Here is an 18,525-nt window from a genome sequence, read left to right on the forward strand (position 1 = left end):
GCTCTTAGCAGAGGTGTGATGCCGCCGCCAGCGGCTTGGCATTTTCAAGTGTCAAGCAATGTGTTAGCGCTGTCTCGTTTGCTTTTTGAAACGGTTTTCCACATGCGCGCGGCCCGGACGCCTCCATCCCTGATCACGTTGATCTTTGCTACGGCGCTGTCTGTACTGACGCTCAACATGTTCCTGCCGTCGCTGGCACATATGAGTGAAGATTTCGCTGTGGATTACGGTCTGATGAACCTGTCGGTCGCGGGGTATCTGGCGGTTTCGGCAGTGTTGCAACTGATCATGGGCCCGTTATCGGATCGCTTTGGGCGCAGACCTATCCTTTTGATTTGTATATCAATATTTGTCCTTGCGTCGATCGGATGCACACTGGCCGGATCGATCTGGGTTTTTCTTGGCTTCCGCCTGCTTCAGGCTGCTGTTGTCGCCGGCTCGGTCCTGTCCAGCGCGTCGATCAGAGACCGTTACGCACCGAATGAGGCGGCAAGCAAACTCGGTTACGTCGCGATGGCCATGGCCTTAGCCCCGATGCTTGGGCCGATGTTGGGTGGGGCGCTGGATATGCTTTTCGGTTGGCGTTCGGGGTTTGTCCTGTACTCGTTGCTTGGAGCAGGGTTGCTGGTGCTGCTTTGGTTCGACCTGGGCGAAACCAACACGAACCGCTCGTCCACATTTGGTGCCCAACTGCGCGAATACCCACACCTGTTCCGTGCCCGCAGGTTCTGGGGTTATGCCCTATGCGCGGCGTTTTCGATTGGGGGGTTCTACAGCTTTATCACCGGTGCGCCGCTGGTTGCCGCAGCGTGGTTCGACCTGAGCCCAGCAACGCTGGGGCTGGGGATTGGCATCATCACCGGCGGGTTCATGGTTGGCAATTTTGTCACCGGTCGGATTGCGGCCCGGACGCGCCTGACGACAATGATATTGTCGGGGCGGATCGTGGCCTCAACTGGCCCGTTCTGCGGATTGATGCTGTTTCTCGCTGATCTGGGATCGGTCTGGGTCTTCTTCGGTTCGGCAATCTGTGTCGGCTTTGGCAACGGTTTGACCAATGCCAATGCCGCGGCCGGTGTCATGTCGGTACGCCCCGGGCTGGCAGGTAGCGCGGCAGGGCTGTCGGGGGCAATGATCGTGGCTTTGGGAGCTGTTCTGACCTCAATGACCGGCGCGTTCGTCAGCCCCGAAAACGGGCCGTATCTGGTACTGGGCATGATGTGGGCCTGTAGCTTTACCGGCTTGATGGCGGTGCTTTACGTTCGTCGACTGGACCGTGTCGACCCTTTGCCAGAAACAATCTGAACTGCAAAGCCACCGGCAAGGCATCATTACACTTTTCATGGATCAAAGACCGTGATACCCGGCGCGCGATGGATTTCGGCGCGGATCCCGCGTCACATTATAAGGAGAGGCCGATATGGCACTGGAACGCACATTCTCGATCATCAAACCCGATGCAACCCGCCGCAACCTGACCGGCAAGATCAACGCCAAGTTCGAAGAAGCAGGCCTGCGCATCGTGGCGCAAAAGCGCATTCACATGACCAAAGCTCAGGCTGGCAAGTTCTATGACGTTCATGCCGGACGTCCGTTCTATGACGAACTGTGCGAATTCATGTCGTCGGCTCCGGTTGTTGTTCAGGTTCTGGAAGGCGAAGGCGCCATTGCAAAGAACCGTGAAGTCATGGGCGCAACGAACCCTGCGGACGCAGCCCCCGGCACCATCCGCGCTGAATTCGCGGAATCGGTCGGTGAAAACTCGGTCCACGGTTCGGACGCACCGGAAACCGCAGCGGTTGAAATCGCATACTTCTTCTCGGGCATTGAACTGGTCGGTTAAGCCACAGCCATTGGTGACAAACAGGGGCCGCATCCTTGGTTGGGTGCGGCCTTATTCGTTCAGAGCTGCTTTAAGTCCTTTGGTGCAACACGAACTCCGATGGCGTCCAGATCTGCAATCATCTGGTTTTCCGGAGCAGCACCGTTACCAGCTTTGATTGCGTCGAACCTTTCGCGCAGGGCTTTCTTCTCGTCGCCCTTGCAATCGTTCCACGGGCGGCCCTGCAATCCCATCACCAGAACATAATATCCGATGAAATGCGCCCTGGTGCCGGCGCGCAACAGGCGGGCATAGGCTTCGTCCGGCCCCAGTTCTCGCAGCGCCTCAGCCGAATGAATACCAGCACGTGCGCAGGCCTGTTCAAAGGCGGGGCCAAGGTTTCGGATCGAAGATACTGGTTCGCTCATAGCGGTGTCTTACTTCGGCACCCGAGGCCTGTCACCCCGTGATTACACTCGGTCGCAGGCATAATGCCTTGATGTCCTTTCGGGTTCAGCCGAGACTGAAAAGGAGAACCTTGGATGGCGTTGGAGCAACCAAACCAAACAAGGGGCGCGCGCATATGATCGTTGAGAAACCTGTAAAGGGGTTTCTGAAGTTGAACTGGAAAGGCGTATCATGACCAGATCGTCAAGCGATCAGTTCATTTTCCCAGCGAGGATTGACGAAACGGCTCTGGCAAATGCCATTGCCGGGTTTTCCCAAAAAGTTTCACCCGATAGCCCCGTCGCAGCTTTCGCATTGCTGGATTGTCACGATCAGTCACTGCGCGCCTCGGGTCGTGCTTTGATCGATACTGGCGGGGTGTTGCACCTGCTGCGGAAGGACCACGGCCCTTTGTCTCAGCAGCACTCGGGGCATCTGCGGTTTGCACGGGACTTGCCAGAAGGGCCGGTTCAGAAGGCGCTGAGCGACTTTCCTGAACTACGGGCGCTGACGCAGATTGGTGTTGGAGAGATCGAGGCAAAGACCTTCGCCGTGCTTGATGATCTGCAAAAGACAAAAGTCAGGGGTACTTTAACGTACATGTCGACGCCATCAGGGCAGGCAACCATTGTACGAATTCAGCAGTTGCGCGGGTATAAGAAGGCCTATCAGTTGGTCCGTTCCGCTCTCGATCGCGTTTCGGGCGGTGTTCGTGACGTTGAAACGGTCTATCCCAGTCTGTTTCCAGACATGGTTCCCTATCAGGCCAAGCCTGAAATAAAGTTCGGTCAAGCAGATCCTTGCAGCGAAGTCGCTGCGAAAATCGTTCAAATATATCTGAGGGTTGCACGGCAAAACGAGGAGGGCATGATCGCTGATATCGACACCGAGTTTTTGCACGATTACCGGGTTTCGTTGCGCAAGATCAGGTCAGTGATCAGCCTGTTCAAGGGTGTGTTGTCCGAGGCCCAGACGGCCGAACTGAAGCGGCTCTTTTCCGATCTTATGGCCCCCACGGGACCTCTGCGTGATTTGGATGTCTACCTTCTGAAAAAAGACAAGTATTTCAATCTTATCCCGCCGAGCCTTCACGCAGGACTGTCCGAGATGTTTGATCAGTTTCAAACGGAACGTACACAAGAGCAACTGCGCCTATCTCGCTGGTTGCGCAGCGCCGACTACACGACGTCCATGACCGACCTGACCGCAATGTTCACCAGTACTGATTACTTGGACCTCGGACCAAACGCGCATCGCGGCACGTATGACTATGCCTGCGCGCTGATCTGGAAGCATCATCGCAAGATGTGCAAACTGGCGCGCGGCATAAGCGATGATACGCCAGACAAGACGGTGCATGAGCTTCGTATCGAATGCAAAAAACTAAGATATCTGATGGAATTGTTTGCCCCGCTCTTCGATGCGAACGGATTGAGAACGATCCTTAAACCGTTGAAAAAACTTCAGGATAATCTTGGTTTGTTCAACGACTATTCTGTGCAGCAAGACGCGTTGCTGACCTTTGTAGCGTCGCACGCCGATACGCAAGGCCACGTAAACGCGCAGATCGGTTTGTCCGTGGGCGGCCTAATCGCTGTGCTTGATCAACGTCAGAAGACCGAAAGAAAACGCGTTGTCGCAAGCTTCCTTCAGTTCGACGGGCAAGAAATCCGGCACATGTTCCGCAGTCTGTTTCACCACAAAAAGGAGTAGGGAATGAAGATCATTGCCTGTTACAGCAATAAGGGCGGTGTCGGAAAAACCGCTACTTCGGTGAACCTGGCCTATGCCTATGCGCAGGCTGGCCAAAAAGTTTTGCTATGCGATCTCGATCCTCAGGGGGCGTCCGGGTTCTATTTTCGGGTGAAGCCGTCAAAAAAACTGACGGATGCCCGTTTTTTTGAGGATGTGGAGCGGTTTACCAAAGCCATCCGGGCAAGTGATTTTGACGGGTTGGACGTTCTGCCCGCAAACCTGACTTTCCGCGACTTTGATATCTTCCTGTCGCGCATGCGGAACAAACGCTCGCGTTTGAAAAGGGCATTGTCGGCGGCTGGCAGTGACTATGATCTGGTTCTTCTGGATTGTCCGCCCAATTTTTCCACCTTGTCCGAGAATATCTTTCGGGCCGCTGATGAAATCGTTGTTCCGATCATTCCCACAACCCTGTCCGAGCGGTCATTCGATCAGCTGGTTGGCTTTTTCGACAAACACGGGCTGCGTAAGAAGAAGCTGCGGGCGTTCTTTTCGATGGTGCAGAACCGGAAGTTGTTGCATCGGGAAACGATGGTTTCAATGCGCGCCCAGCATCCCAAGCGCATTTTACACGCGGTTGTGCCTTTCGCTGCGGATGTCGAAAAGATGGGGCAATATCGGGGCCCTGTCTGTACTTACGCAGGTCGTAGCGCTGCTGGTGCGGCATATCGGGCGCTGTTTGATGAGCTGGAAGAAAGAGCGGGGGCACCCTGATGAGCAAAGAAATTGAACGCAAGTTTCTGGTGGCAAGGTTGCCGAACCTGAGCCGCGCAGAAAAAGCAGAGGTGCGTCAGGGGTACCTCACCGCGCCGGAGGACTCGACCGAATTGCGCCTTCGGCAAAAGAACAATGTGTTTTTCCTGACCTTAAAAGGCGGCGGTGATCTTGTACGTGTTGAGCGTGAGGCAGAGATAACCCGAGACCAGTTTGAAACCTTCTGGCCGGAAACCAAAGGTCGCCGGGTCGAGAAGGTGCGTTACACGGATCTAATGCCAGACGGCCACCAGTTCGAGCTGGATGTTTTTTCAGGCGGTCTGGAACCCCTGCGTTTGGTTGAGGTTGAGTTCCATACCAGTGAAGACGCAAATGCCTATGTCCCGCCGGGTTGGTTCGGTGCGGAAGTTACAGGGGATAAACGGTACAAAAACAAGGTATTGGCGATAAACGGACTGCCGGATTAACTCTGAATTGCCAGATTGATCGTAGTTTCCAAACCTGGGTCGCAGTTTCGGGCTGCGAATGTCCCGCCATGCATATGTGAAATCGCGGCAACCAGCGCGAGCCCCAATCCCGCATTGCGTTCCGTCCGCGCCGGATCAAGTGTGACGAAGGGAAGTTGAAGGCGATCCAACTCTCCGGGCGGAACACCCGGACCACGGTCCCGAACCCGCAATTGGGCAAATCCGTCCTTGGTACCGATAGAGATCGTGATTGCGGTATCCGCCGGTGCATAACGCATCGCGTTTTCCAGCAAATTAGAAAGAGCCTGCGAGAGTAGGGGCCGGTGCCCCTGAATAGCCGGGGCAGAGCCTGTAACCTCAAGGCGGATGTCCTGATCTGCGGCCACCGGGTCATACAGTTCCACGACATCTCCAACCAGTTGCTGCAAGTCGATGTCTTCGAATTGCTCGCGCCCTAGACCGGCCTCGGCCCGCGAAATTTCGGTAAGCTGCCCCAAGACCCGCAAAACATGGTCGATTTCTCCCGTAGCCCGCGCAATGTCGATTTCGCGGTCCAGATCGCTTTTGCCGGGCTCGGAAAGGGATTCGACCCTTTGGCGAAGGCGGGACAAAGGAGAGCGCAAATCATGTGCGATAGAGTTCGACGTGGTGCGCAGATTGCTCACCAGCTCTTCGATCCTGTCGAGCATGTTGTTCAACGTGCCAGAGACCTGATCGAACTCGTCCCCGGTTCCGCGCAGGGGCATCCTCTTGGAAAGATCGCCGGAAACGATGTTTTCGGCTGTGCTTGCGATGTCTGACAGGCGCGAAAACACCAGACGTGTGAACAGCCAGCCAGTGATCACGCTCAGAACAAATGCTATTCCTAGTGCCAGTGCCAGAGATCGGAACAATACACGGTCGAATTGTTGACGGGCCGCCGCATCCCGTCCCACCAAAAGGCGTTCACCACCGGGCAATCGGATCGAAGCGGCCGAGATGGGCACCAGTTGGTCATTGTCAGCCCTGCGCAACTCGAGGTCGACCCAACCGCTTCCGGCGGTCACATTGACCGGCCAGGTTTTCAGGTTACCCACAAGCTTGACGCCCTGCCGATCCGCCAGCAGATACAGCGCGTCTCGATCGGACGCGCTTGGAAGACGACGCTCGATCGCTGTAATCAGCCCGATCAGCCCGCGCCGTTCATATTCATCGGCAAGCCCGGTCAGTTCGGCGGACACGACCGATCGGGTCTCGGATTCGATGCTCCGGTTGGCTGTCACATAGACCAATGCCAGCACAGACGCGGTCAGTAACGTGCTTAGCACCATGCTGGTGGCGACAAGTCTTGTTCTTGAATTATTAAGGGAAAGCCGAAGGTTATCCATCGGACATCATGTAACCCGCACCGCGAACTGTTTCAATCAAAGGTATGTCTCCGCCTTCATCCAACTGGCGGCGCAGCTTTGAAATATGAACATCCACAACGTTTGTGTTCGGGTCGAAATGATAATCCCAGACGCCTTCAAGCAGCATGGTACGCGACACGACACGGTTCTTGCGGCGTAGAAAGAACTCAAGGATCTGGAATTCACGAGGCGTCAGCGTAATCTCATGGCCGTCACGCGTAACCTTGCGGGTCAGTAGATCCATTTCAAGATCCTTGCAGGTCAGCGTCGGCGTTTCCTCGGATTCCTGCGGACGCCGCAACAAGGCTTCGATCCGCGCATGAAGTTCCTGAAACGAGAAGGGCTTGACCAGATAATCGTCGGCGCCTGATCGCAATCCTTTGACGCGCTCATCCACTGCGCTCATGGCCGTCAACATCAAGACCGGTGTTTTCAACCCCGCTGCACGCAGGGATTTGATCAGGGACAGACCGTCCAGACCGGGCAACATCCTGTCCAACACAATGGCGTCAAAACCGCCGTCCGTAGCGTGGTACAATCCCTCGCGGCCATCAGCAGCCGTTTCGACCACATAGCCTTCTTCGCCAAACCCTTTGGCAATGAAATCCCTGGTGTCAGCGTCATCTTCGACGATCAACAGACGGCGGCTCATGATGTGGTTCCTTTCCCTAAGGATTTAAACACAAAATTCAAACAAAGCATATGGTTTGCTGACGATCTTGCCGGGTGCTGGGCACGCACCCGGCAAGCCCGACGGACAGCGGACAACTCAGGTCCGCCGGGTGAGGCACGCGCCGGATCTCCCCATCAAGCGGCGCGCGCATGGTGTTAGTCAGACCAGTTCGACAGCAACGAAAATCTGGCTGCCGGCCCGATTGATCAATACCAGTGCCGGGTCTGTCTTTTCGCTGTCCAGTGCGGCCTTCAGCGCTTCGGGTGTGAACGTGTCCTGGTTGCCCAGTTTGACGATCACGTCACCGCGTTGCAGACCCGCCCGGGCCGCAGGGCTGTCCGGTTGCAAGTCTGTGACGACCACACCTTCGACGGTTTTAGCAATACCCGCTTCAGCCCGCACCGTTTCGGTCAGCGGGGCCACTGTGACACCAAGCGACGTGCCTGCTGCATCAGATTCGACAGGGCTGTCGGACTGAGCCGCCGCTGCCTGATGCTGGCCAACGGTCAAAGTGACCGTTTCCTGTTTGCCATCGCGCAGAATGGTCAAATTACTGGCGGTGCCGACCTTGGTTGTGCCCACCAGAATAGGCAGGTCACCACTGGAGTCTACGGCTTCGCCATTGAAAGACAGGATAACATCGCCTTGTTCCAGGACGCCATCTGCAGGGCTGTCGGCGACAACATCTGCCACCAGTGCACCCGAGGAGGCATCAATTCCCAGCGCCGCCGCAAGCTGCGGGCTGATATTCTGGATCGAAACACCCAGCCACCCACGGCTGACCTGCCCGTCATCCTGTAGATCGGCTGCAATATGTTCAACGATGTTCGAGGTTACGGCAAATCCCAGCCCGACAGATCCGCCACTGGGGGAATAAATGGCCGAGTTTACACCAATCACTTCGCCGTCCATGTTGAAAAGCGGGCCACCAGAGTTGCCCTTGTTGATAGCTGCGTCCGTTTGAATGAACTCGGCATATGGCCCGTCCGAGATATTGCGACCTTTAGCCGATACAATGCCGGTAGTGACCGTGGAGCTCAAACCAAACGGGTTGCCGATCGCTACGACATCTTCGCCAACACGGATTGCATCGCTGTCACCCAGTTCGACGGCTTGCAGGCCCGGGACTGCATCGATCTTCAAGACTGCAATGTCTGTCAGCGGGTCGGTGCCAACCACCTCGGCCTCAAATGTCCGGTCATCACTTAGGCGAACGGTTACAGTCGCGGCATTGTCCACCACATGGTGATTGGTGACGATATAACCGGCTTCATCCAGTACAAACCCTGACCCGAGCCCTTGTGCCGGACCGCGTTGAGGCATGTTGAACCCTTCAGGCCCACCAAATCGTTTGAAGAATTCCCCAAACGGGTGACCGTCAAAGTCAAAATTCTGACCCTGTGTGGGGCTTGGGGCGGTCTTTTGCTCGGCAATGATGGTTACAACCGAAGGGGAAACGGTTTCGACAAGATCGGCAAGCGCTTCATCCGCCATCGAAGGTATAGCGGTTGTGGCCAGCATGGCTGCGCCCAATGCGCTGACCCCCATCCAGTTGGATGTGCGGGGAAGTAAAAGCGAAGATTTTCGGATGCTCATTTCTGTCTCCTGGTTTGATCACGCAATTTCCGTTGCGCGTTGAGACATGAGATGCACTGTCAGGATTGGGGTTTCCTGACTGATCAATTAATAAATCTTAATTTTGCCACAAAGCGGGTGTTTTGTGGTGAAGGACGTTGATCAGGATTCGCTGATTTAACCGAGGAGGTCGAAGGCGAATCGGAGGATTGTTGCCAAAACAGACGTCAAACTTTCAAAAAAGTTGAATTTTCATTGTTTTGTTGACAATGCTTTCACTGAACAGTGGGGAAAAATGCTGCTCTTCCAATGGTTGTGGGCGAGTCCGGGAAACTTCGGGCTTGACGCTGTAACTTTGCCGATAGGCAGCTGAATGGGTGCATAAGTTTGCGCTTAATCCCGAATCGATGATACGTGCACCGGACTTGGATCGCCTATAGGTTGAGCAAGCCTTGGTGCTATGTTGCCTAAAAGCCAAATCGAGGCACGCGAAATTAACCTATTCTTCCAATTTTACGTTGTTTCTAAGGATCGGATAAGTGAGGATGAAATTGCCCAAGTGAGGGGAAGCCAAAAGCGCTAGGGGGCGCTGGCGGCTAACTCAGTTACCGGAAGTTTTAGCGGCGTGTTAACGAGGGGGTCTTGTTTAGGTTTAGCGGCTAGGGAACCAGAGTGTCTTTAAGACCTATTGGTCAAACTTTTGGAATTGTGGAAAGTGGTAGTCCTGTATTGGGCACCGGCCCGGTCGATATCGACCGGGCCGTGTTTATTTAAACGGTGCGTTTCTTGCACCAAGCTGCCCAATCTTCCGGCGTATCCAGATCCAAAACCGCGTTTTGACCGGGCAGGGGTTGCAGGAATACGCCACCTTGTTGTGACCGGACCACCGTCTGCGCGCCGTGATCGCCGTGTAATGCCGAAAGCTTACTGAAAAGCGTCCGATCGAAGATCACCGGGTGCCCGGGCTTTCCATCTGTGGTTGTTCCGCGCCAGATTACATTGTCGGGATGCAACTGGCGTGCTTTCAAGATCGTTCTCAGATCGGTCTGGGTCAGGTCGGGTAAGTCGGCCAGCAAAACCATGACCGCGGGTGCATCAACAGGAAGGTGTTTTATGGCGGTGCGCAAACTGGCATTCATTCCCTCGGCCGCGTCCGGTACGGGAACGGTCTGTACGTCCATTCCTGCAAGAGCATCGTATCTTGGATGCGGGCGCGGTGGCAGGGCGACAAGGACAGGTGCCACGCCACGCGCTAGGGTCGCCGTACGGGTCAGCAGTGGAATGCCATCAATTTGCTGCATAAGCTTGTCCAGCCCGCCCATACGGCTGGAATGACCGGCAGCAAGCAGGATGATGGGGATTTCGGTCATTGCGCCACACTGCTGTCAGTCATGTGTGCTGTCATCCCCTCATGCGTGTGCCATCTGGGTCAAACAAAGGTGTCGAGATAACCTTCGCTTTGCGCATCTGCCCCAGAATCTCGATTTCAACCTCCAGACCATCTTCTATGCGCCCGGACGGCAGAAAGCCCATGGCGACAGATTTCTGCGCAAAATGAGAGTAGCCGCCGGAGGTACAGAACCCAACAACCGAACCATCCAGCCAGATCGGTTCATAGGCGTTGACGTCCGCATCGTCTGTTTCAACCTCGAAGGCTGCCAACTGGCGGATGGTTCCGTTGGCCCGTTCTAATTCCGCTGTATCGCGGCCGATGAAACGGGTGTTTTTGCTGAATGCAATGAACCGATCCAATCCCGTTTCAGCGGCGGTGTAATCCGGCGAATACTCTCGCATCCATGAGCCAAAAAACTTGTCCAGCCGCAGGCTCATCATTGCGCGCATTCCGAACGGAACAATTCCGTGGGGTTGTCCGGCCTCCCACAGTGTCCACCAAAGCTGACGCTGCGCTAAGGGGTCGCAATAGATTTCATAACCAAGATCGCCCGTATAGCTGACACGCTGAACGATACAGTCGGTCATGCCGACAGTCATCCGGCGCACGGTCAGGAAGTTGAAATCCGCCAGGTCGTCTCGGGTGCAGAGCGCCAGAACCTGCGTTGCCTTTGGGCCGGCAATCTGGAAACCGTTCAACCGGTCGCTGATGTTTTTAATTGTTACACCGTCCTGAGCGTTTTGCTGGAACCACCGCATGTGGAAGGCCTGACTGCCATAGGACGCCGTAAGCTGGAATTCAGTGTCACTCAGGCAGGAAACCGTGAAATCGCCGATTAGCTTGCCTTTTTGCGACATCATTGGGGTCAAAGACAGCCGACCGGGTTTCGGAATGCGACCAGCCATGATCTGGTCCAACCAGTTCCGAGCATTGGGTCCGGTGATGCGGTATTTGCCGAAATTGTGGACTTCGTTGATACCTACAGCTTCACGCACCGCCCGCACTTCGCGCCCCGTCGCCTCGAACGCGTTCGAGCGGCGGAAGGACGGCGTTTCAAATCCCGGCTCGTCTTCCTGCGCAAAATAATTTGGCACTTCAAGGCCGTATTGCTGCCCCCAAACCGCGCCAAGATCGCTGAAGATGTCATACATTGGTGTTGTGCGGTTGGGGCGTGCGGCGGGCAGTTCTTCGTTCGGATAGGCGACGCTGAAGCGTTTTTGATAATTCTCGATGACTTTGGGGCGGGTATAACCTGGGCTGATCCAGTCGCCGAAGCGGGCAACATCCATGGCAAACACATCGCGCTCTGGCTCGCCTTCGATCATCCACTGCGCCAGCGTCAGGCCAACGCCGCCACCCTGACTGAACCCGGCCATGACACCGCAGGCCGACCAGTAGTTGCGCATTCCGGGTACAGGGCCGACCAGCGGGTTTCCATCAGGGGCAAAGGTAAACGGCCCATGGATCACCGATTTTATCCCGGCCTCAGCCAGCACGGGAAAGCGGCGATAGGCGAATTCGATACTGTCGGTGATCTTGTCATAGTCATCGGGCAGCAACTCGTGCCCGAAATCCCACGGGGTGCCGTCTACTGCCCAAGGCTTGCAGGGTTGTTCGTAGAACCCGATGCACAGACCACGCCCTTCCTGCCTTAAATAGCTTTCACCCGCCGGATCCATGACATGCGGATGCTCGCCACCCGCATCAATGATCGCTTCGATCTGGGGGATCGCGTCTGTGACAAGGTATTGATGCTCCATCGGGTGCAAGGGAAAATAGACACCCGCCATGGCACCAACTTCGCGTGCCCAAAGCCCGCCCGCATTAACAATGTGTTCGGCATGGATTGTGCCTTTGTCGGTGACGACATCCCAGCTTCCATCGGGGCGCTGGTTGGTTTCACGCACCATGCAATGGGTTTCAATCGTAGCACCGCCCATTCGCGCGGCCTTGGCATAGGCATGGGTGGTGCCTGACGGGTCCAAATGACCATCCAGCGGATCGTAAAGAGCGCCGATAATTCCGTCGATGTTCGTAATGGGCGCGATCTTTTTGATTTCTTCCGGGCCGACGATTTCTGTCTCAAGCCCCATGAACCGATGCTTGGCGCGTTCGGCCAGCAGCATATCAAACCGGTCCTGATTGTCGGCCAGTGTCACACCGCCCACGTGGTGCAGGCCACAGGACATGCCGGTGATCTGTTCCAGTTCTTTATACAGCCTGATCGTGTAGCCCTGTAGCGCCGCCATGTTGGTGTCGCCGTTGAGGGTGTGAAACCCGCCTGCTGCATGCCAGGTCGAGCCGCTGGTCAGTTCGGACCGTTCCAGCAACATGACGTCCGACCACCCAAGCTTGGTCAGGTGATAAAGAACCGAACATCCGACAACGCCGCCACCAATGACGGCCACCTGGCATGTGCTTTTCATCCGCTCCTCCTTTTCTGGTAGGACGGTGCAGATCAACGATAAAGCATTCTGTCATACGAGCGACAGAGCGCGTCGTTTTTGTCTTGCGTCCAAACCCTATAGGGGCCGCACTTTCAGGGCTGTGATACGATTGCCTTCGCGTGCTGTTACCTCGAACCGGAAGCCATGGAACGAAAACACTTGCCCAACAACCGGGATCATCTGGGCTTCGTGGATGACCAGACCAGCTAGAGTGTTGGCCTCTTCATCCGGTAGCGACCAGTCCAGCGCACGATTGGCGTCACGAATGGTCATCGCGCCTTCGACAAGGAATTGGCCATCATCCGTCCGCACGACCAGCACCTCTTCGGCGATATCGAATTCATCTGCGATTTCGCCCACAATTTCTTCGAGAATATCTTCAAGCGTGATCAGTCCACGCAATGAGCCATATTCGTCTACGACCAGTGCAAAATGAGCGTGCATTCGCAGAAACTCGCGCATCTGGTCATCCAGAGTTGTGGTCTCTGGAACGAAATAAGGGGCATTCGCGACTTTGTCGATGTCAAAGCTGGCCAGACGGTCGGTGCCGCCGTCGCTGCTGCCAGCCTGTGCATACATCGCGCGGAACAAATCCTTGGCGTGAACAACGCCAACAATGTTCTCCTGCTCGTCCCTGAAAACAGGTAGACGAGTGTGAGGGCTTTCAAGGCATTGCCTCAGGATAGCTTCGGGTGGGGCGTTCGCATCGATCATCTCGATGTTGGAACGGTGGAGCATGATCTCTTCCACCGTGCGGTCGCCCAGATCCAGCGCGCCGAGGATGCGGTCGCGATCTTCTTTTTCAACAACCCCTTCTGAATGGCCCAGTTGCAGGGCGCCTGCGATTTCTTCGCGCACGGCCAGAATGTTGCTGTCAGGATCGATCTGAACTCCGAACAAGCGCAATACGCCGCGCACCAGCAATCGCACGGCTGCGACGACAGGCGAAAACACCGTCACGACCACGCTGATGATCGGCGCTACGGCCGCAGCGGCCTTTTCGGAATTGGTGATGGCGTATGTTTTCGGCAAAACTTCGGCAAAGATCAGCACCAGAAAGGTCATGACCAGCGTCGCCAATGCCACGCCGCTTTCGCCAAAAAGACGTGTGAACAACGCCGTCGCCAGTGACGCGGCAAGAATGTTGACGAGGTTGTTGCCCAGCAGAACCGACCCGATCAGACGTTCGTTGTCGTCGGTGATTTCCAGCGCCTTTTTAGCCCCGCGCGATCCCTTGTCGGCCTGAGCGCGCAGTTTCCCCCTTGATGAGGCGGTCAGCGCCGTTTCCGAGCCCGAGAAAAATCCGGACAGGATAAGTAGGAACAGGATAGCGCCGGTCGTAAACCAGAATGCGCCGTCGATCATAGAAGGTAAGGGTTCCATTGGTCCTTGATAGGTTAGTGTACTGCATCCGTTATGGGGACGTCGCTCCGCTGGATCAAGGTCTTAGCCTTTGTCCTCATTGCGGTCTTTGCTCAGTGGGTGATGTTGCAACACCAGTTCCGCCAGACGTTCATCCAGAACATGCGTATAGATTTCGGTCGTCGCCACGTCTGCATGACCCAATAACGTCTGGATCGATCTCAGATCAGCACCATTGGCCAGCAGATGCGTTGCGAATGCATGGCGCAGCGTGTGTGGTGTGACTTTTTCAGAAGAAACACCGCCGCGTACAGCCAGCTCTTTCACCAGCAAAAAGAACCTGTGCCGTGTCAGATGACCGGACTTTCCGCGTGATGGGAACAGAAAGCGCGAGCGTTGAGCGCCTTTTTCCGCGGCCAGATCCTCGGCCTCGTCCCGCGCGGTCAGCCACGCGGCCAGCGCATCCCGGGCCGGGGGCGACAGGGGGACCATTCGCTCCTTCCCCCCTTTCCCCAGCACCAGCAGCATCCGGGGATCGCCACGGGCCGAGGAGACGGGCAGGGAGACAAGTTCAGTCACCCGCATTCCGGTGGCGTACAAAACCTCCATCAGGCAGGTGTTTCTTAGTCTGTCAGCTTCGGTTCGCCCGGTTTTTCGGGCGGCCTCCAGTAAACGATCAACTTCGGGCACATCCAGCGTCTTGGGCAGCCGTTTCTGCCGGCCGGGACCTTTGATCTGAATGGCAGGATTGGCTGCGCGCCAGCCTTCCTCGAAGGCAAACCGGTACAGCTGCTTTATAGCAGACAAACGCCGTGCGCGGGTCGAACGTGACAAGCCCTGTGCATCGCAGTCGATCAGGTAGGCTTCGATCAGGTCGCGATCTGCCTGATCAAATCCGGATTTCTTGCGGTCCAGCCATTCGGCAAAATCTTTCAGGTCGCGCCCATAAGCCAGCAGCGTATTGGTCGCAGCGCCAAGCTCTGCCGCCTGCGCCTGCAAGAACGTTGAAATCCACAGTGCATCCGATGCTGGAGAGCCCATGATCAACGCTTTTGCAGGATCAAAAGGGACAGGGCCGCACGTCGCGCGGTGTCTTCCAGCCCAACGCGCCGAAATGTTGCAATTGCCGCTGTCAGATCCACCAGATTGCCCCGCGCACCATGTGCAAACAATTGCATGGCTTCAATTATGGCTTCGCCCAACTGACCGTTGGTCAGCAACGCATCAATGTCGTTTGGCACCGGCGCTGCCCATTCGAACCCCTGAGCGACGGCATCAGCCAAAGAGGACGGGGACACCGCGCGCCCGGGATCGCCTTGTGCCAAAGCGGCAAGAAACCGGGTTTCGTTCGATGTGTCAGGTGTTGACAAGGCGGCCTGTTCGTAAAGCCCGGACAGCATCAGAATACGCCAGCGCAGGTTTTCGGTGGCAGCAACCGGTAATGTGACAGTCGATAAGCGCTCGGCAAACAGTTCGGCAAACGGAACCTCAAGCCCGACACCGCGCATCTGTTGCCAGACCGGCTGCAAGGTCTTTCCGATCGCTTCCGCGTTCCCGGTGTCTAACGCGCTTTCAAAACGCTGAACGGCGGCCACTCGATCCCAGACAGCACCTGAGGCCGCCGGGTCACGCTCAGTATAAAGGCCCAGCAGCTGATTGGGGGTTAATGCGCCAATGCGGGTAAGCCGTTCCGCTGCTTCGATCTGTGCCTTCCAACCTGCGACATCGCGCAGATCCGCATTGGCAAACGCCCGTGGCAGCGGAGCGGAGGGAAGTCGTTCGCCAATTGCCTCAAACAAACGGAACGTCAGGGGATCAGGGTTCTCAGGCTGCGGCAGGTAAGCTGCGCCTTCATACAGTTCCGGGCTGAGGAAACGGTCCAGAACTGCCAGATCCTCGGGTGGAAGGATTTCAAGCGCATGCGCTGCCTCAAGGGTCAGCGCGGCTGAAGCCCAATCCCCGCGGCGGGCCTTGCAGAAGATCTGAGCCGCATAGTCCCGCGAAAGATGCGGTTCGGCAATAAGGGCGGTACAACTGCGATCCTCATCCCCGGTCAAGAGCGTCGCATCGAACCAGCGCTTGAAACGGTCTCGCGTGTCAGTAGGTCCGGCCAGTTGAACAAGCGATTGCGCCGGATCAGCGGCACCCAGTTGCATCAACCGATCCAGCCGCGCCAGTAAAAGGGTTTCTTCGGCCAGAGGCCCTGACGGCGCGCGTGTTTCAGACAAGAGTAACGTGAACAACAATCGCTGCATCGCCGGGTTGTCACGCACGTGGACGTCGGCGATCAGTTCGGCCAAGCGATCCGCATCGCTGCCTTGCCAAAGGTCGACGGGCAGGCCGGTGACAGAGGACGAAACAAGGCCCAGCGGCTGCGACAGCGCTTCAAGCGAAGTCACCTCAATTCCTGGCAAAGTGCCATCTTGCGTGACCGGTGGTTCCAGCAGAACGGTTCCCGGCAGGTTTTCCGGCGGGTCTGTCAGCCATTCGATGGCGGATAAGGGTTCCTGCGCATGTGCCGACCCGGCCAGTGTGATTGCCAAAAGCAGTTGCTTAGTTGACATCCAGTACAACCGGCTCGCGAATTTCACTTTGAGGCGCAGAGAAATCCACACCAAAGAATGGACCGACATAGGCATAGGCAACCAGCCCGATGAATACTAGGCACAGAACATATATCAGGAATTTGATCAGACGGCTCATGGCGTCACGCTGCCTCAATTTTTGGTTTTGACCAAGTTATAACTGGCATTTTTCCCAAGATCACGTCATTCACGGTGAAATGAGCGAAATTAAGCATAACACGCACTCAGCGGACGCGCAGACCCGATTTGCTCTGCACAAAACCGTGGTTCTGGTGGGGATGATGGGGGCTGGTAAGACAGCCGTGGGCCGCGCCTTGGCTGCGCGTCTGGGTGTTCCATTTCTGGATAGTGATGCCGAAATCGAATCAGCCGCCAACATGACCATCCCCGAAATCTTTGAGCGGGACGGGGAGCCGTTTTTTCGCACCAAGGAAACACAGGTCATCAGCCGCCTGCTGGGCGAGAAAAAAGGCATCCTTTCAACGGGTGGCGGGGCGTTTCTTCAGCCCGACAACCGGCGTATGATCACCTTGCGCGGGGCGTCTGTCTGGCTGCGGGCAGACCTGAAAGTTTTGTGGAGCCGAGTTCGCCACAAGGACACGCGCCCGCTGCTGCGCACTGCTGATCCTTATGCGACATTGAAAGCCCTCTACGAGGCGCGTGTTCCGGTTTACGCGGAGGCAGATTTGATCGTGGATTCGGATGGCGAAACTTCGATCGAGAATATGGTGGACCGGGTTGTCGACGCCTTATTGGCGCGCCCTGATGTTTTGGAAATCAGATAATGCACCAAACAGTACACGTTGAACTTGGAGACCGGTCGTATGACGTTGAGATCGGTCCGGATCTTCTGGCGCGCGCAGGCGATTGGATTGCACCGCTATTGGCGCGCCCCAAGGTGGCCGTCCTGACAGATGAGAACGTAGCTGGCCTGCATCTGGACGCACTACGTGCGGGTCTGAAAGCCGCCGGAATCGAAATGTCCGCGCTGGCCTTGCCAGCCGGGGAGGCGACCAAAAGCTGGCCTCATTTCGAACGCGCGGTTGAGTGGCTGTTGGCTGAAAAGGTTGAACGCAGCGACGTTGTTGTGGCCCTTGGTGGCGGCGTAATTGGTGATCTTGCCGGCTTTGCCGCAGCCGTCCTGCGCCGAGGTGTTCGGTTCGTGCAAATCCCAACGTCTTTGCTGGCGCAGGTCGACAGCTCCGTCGGAGGGAAAACAGGGATCAACGCCCCTCAGGGGAAGAACCTTATCGGCGCTTTTCATCAGCCATCGCTGGTTCTGGCCGATACATCTGTGTTGCAGACCATGACCCAGAGGGACTTTCTTTCAGGGTATGGCGAGGTGGTGAAATACGGCTTGCTTGGGGATGCTGATTTCTTTGAATGGCTTGAGGCGAACGGGCAAAGCGTGTCCTCGGGTGACTTGGCCGCGCGGGTGCGTGCGGTAACCCGCTCGGTTCAGATGAAAGCCGATATCGTGGCCCGGGACGAAACCGAACAAGGTGACCGCGCCCTGCTGAATCTGGGACACACCTTCTGTCATGCCTTGGAGGCTGCCACTGGTTATTCGGACCGTCTTTTGCATGGCGAGGGCGTGGCCATCGGCTGTGCACTTGCGTTCGAGCTTTCGTCCCGCCTTGGGCTGTGTTCACAAGAAGACCCAAGCCGGGTACGCGCGCATCTGCGGGCAATGGGTATGAAAACGGATCTGGCTGATATTCCGGGCGAATTGCCAAGTGCCGAGTCACTGGTGGATCTGATGGGGCAGGACAAAAAGGTCGTGGACGGCCAGCTGCGGTTTATCCTGGCCCGCGGAATTGGTCAGGCTTTTGTGACCTCGGATGTGCCGAAGGATGCGGTCTTATCGGTTCTGTCGGACGCTCTCGCCCCGGTGTGA

The 18,525-nt window shown here is 56.4% G+C and carries 17 protein-coding genes; 7 read left to right on the forward strand and 10 right to left on the reverse strand.

Going from position 1 to position 18,525, the window contains the following annotated elements:
• Positions 1-102: 102 nt before the first annotated feature.
• Both ACR0NZ_RS02690 and ndk read left to right on the forward strand, forming a co-directional pair.
• Positions 103-1,305 (forward strand): multidrug effflux MFS transporter, encoded by a 1,203-nt coding sequence (locus tag ACR0NZ_RS02690; protein ID WP_480516768.1) that lies wholly within the window; start codon positions 103-105, stop codon positions 1,303-1,305.
• A gap of 115 nt (positions 1,306-1,420) precedes the next feature.
• Positions 1,421-1,843, forward strand: coding sequence for a nucleoside-diphosphate kinase (gene ndk, locus ACR0NZ_RS02695; RefSeq protein WP_480516770.1), 423 nt, complete (start codon positions 1,421-1,423; stop codon positions 1,841-1,843).
• A 59-nt stretch (positions 1,844-1,902) separates the two neighbouring features.
• Here the strand turns inward: ndk and ACR0NZ_RS02700 are convergent, their stop codons facing one another.
• Entirely contained in the window at positions 1,903-2,250 is a 348-nt protein-coding gene (locus ACR0NZ_RS02700) for a TfoX/Sxy family protein (RefSeq protein WP_480472383.1), read from the reverse strand.
• Between the two features lie 211 nt (positions 2,251-2,461).
• Between ACR0NZ_RS02700 and ACR0NZ_RS02705 the strand changes: the two genes are divergently transcribed.
• From ACR0NZ_RS02705 to ACR0NZ_RS02715, 3 genes are read left to right on the forward strand one after another with little or no spacing between them, the layout of a single operon-like run.
• Positions 2,462-3,982: a CHAD domain-containing protein gene (locus tag ACR0NZ_RS02705; protein ID WP_480516772.1), complete on the forward strand. Its 1,521-nt coding sequence runs from the start codon at positions 2,462-2,464 to the stop codon at positions 3,980-3,982.
• Positions 3,983-3,985: 3 nt separating this feature from the next.
• The gene (locus ACR0NZ_RS02710) at positions 3,986-4,738 is read left to right on the forward strand and encodes a ParA family protein (protein WP_480472387.1); all 753 of its coding nucleotides are present in this window, start codon (positions 3,986-3,988) and stop codon (positions 4,736-4,738) included.
• Positions 4,738-5,205, forward strand: coding sequence for a CYTH domain-containing protein (locus ACR0NZ_RS02715; protein WP_480516774.1), 468 nt, complete (start codon positions 4,738-4,740; stop codon positions 5,203-5,205). Before ACR0NZ_RS02710 ends, ACR0NZ_RS02715 begins: the two co-directional genes overlap by 1 nt.
• Here the strand turns inward: ACR0NZ_RS02715 and ACR0NZ_RS02720 are convergent.
• The 9 genes from ACR0NZ_RS02720 to ACR0NZ_RS02760 form a co-directional block, all read right to left on the reverse strand.
• Positions 5,202-6,515, reverse strand: coding sequence for a sensor histidine kinase (locus ACR0NZ_RS02720; RefSeq protein ID WP_480516776.1), 1,314 nt, complete (start codon positions 6,513-6,515; stop codon positions 5,202-5,204). The genes ACR0NZ_RS02715 and ACR0NZ_RS02720 overlap by 4 nt on opposite strands.
• A gap of 49 nt (positions 6,516-6,564) precedes the next feature.
• Entirely contained in the window at positions 6,565-7,245 is a 681-nt protein-coding gene (locus tag ACR0NZ_RS02725; protein WP_209504130.1) for a response regulator transcription factor, read from the reverse strand.
• 180 nt (positions 7,246-7,425) lie between these two features.
• Positions 7,426-8,862, reverse strand: coding sequence for a DegQ family serine endoprotease (locus tag ACR0NZ_RS02730; protein WP_480516778.1), 1,437 nt, complete (start codon positions 8,860-8,862; stop codon positions 7,426-7,428).
• Between the two features lie 749 nt (positions 8,863-9,611).
• Positions 9,612-10,211: a nucleotidyltransferase family protein gene (locus tag ACR0NZ_RS02735; protein WP_480472395.1), complete on the reverse strand. Its 600-nt coding sequence runs from the start codon at positions 10,209-10,211 to the stop codon at positions 9,612-9,614.
• Positions 10,212-10,242: 31 nt separating this feature from the next.
• The gene (locus tag ACR0NZ_RS02740; protein ID WP_480516780.1) at positions 10,243-12,660 is read right to left on the reverse strand and encodes a GcvT family protein; all 2,418 of its coding nucleotides are present in this window, start codon (positions 12,658-12,660) and stop codon (positions 10,243-10,245) included.
• Between the two features lie 96 nt (positions 12,661-12,756).
• On the reverse strand, positions 12,757-14,064 hold the full coding sequence (locus tag ACR0NZ_RS02745) for an HlyC/CorC family transporter (protein WP_480516782.1): 1,308 nt from the start codon (positions 14,062-14,064) through the stop codon (positions 12,757-12,759).
• Positions 14,065-14,127: 63 nt separating this feature from the next.
• Complete coding sequence (locus ACR0NZ_RS02750; RefSeq protein ID WP_480516784.1) at positions 14,128-15,084, reverse strand: site-specific tyrosine recombinase XerD; 957 nt, start codon at positions 15,082-15,084, stop codon at positions 14,128-14,130.
• Between the two features lie 2 nt (positions 15,085-15,086).
• The gene (locus ACR0NZ_RS02755; protein WP_480516786.1) at positions 15,087-16,607 is read right to left on the reverse strand and encodes a hypothetical protein; all 1,521 of its coding nucleotides are present in this window, start codon (positions 16,605-16,607) and stop codon (positions 15,087-15,089) included.
• On the reverse strand, positions 16,597-16,746 hold the full coding sequence (locus ACR0NZ_RS02760) for a hypothetical protein (RefSeq protein ID WP_480472404.1): 150 nt from the start codon (positions 16,744-16,746) through the stop codon (positions 16,597-16,599). Before ACR0NZ_RS02760 ends, ACR0NZ_RS02755 begins: the two co-directional genes overlap by 11 nt.
• Before the next feature lie 79 nt (positions 16,747-16,825).
• On the opposite strand from ACR0NZ_RS02760, the gene ACR0NZ_RS02765 reads away from it, so the two are divergent.
• Positions 16,826-17,413, forward strand: a complete 588-nt coding sequence (locus ACR0NZ_RS02765) for a shikimate kinase (RefSeq protein WP_480516788.1) — start codon at positions 16,826-16,828, stop codon at positions 17,411-17,413.
• Positions 17,413-18,525, forward strand: coding sequence for a 3-dehydroquinate synthase (gene aroB, locus ACR0NZ_RS02770; RefSeq protein WP_480516790.1), 1,113 nt, complete (start codon positions 17,413-17,415; stop codon positions 18,523-18,525). Before ACR0NZ_RS02765 ends, aroB begins: the two co-directional genes overlap by 1 nt.

The sequence above is a fragment of the Ruegeria sp. AE3 genome (assembly GCF_056542225.1).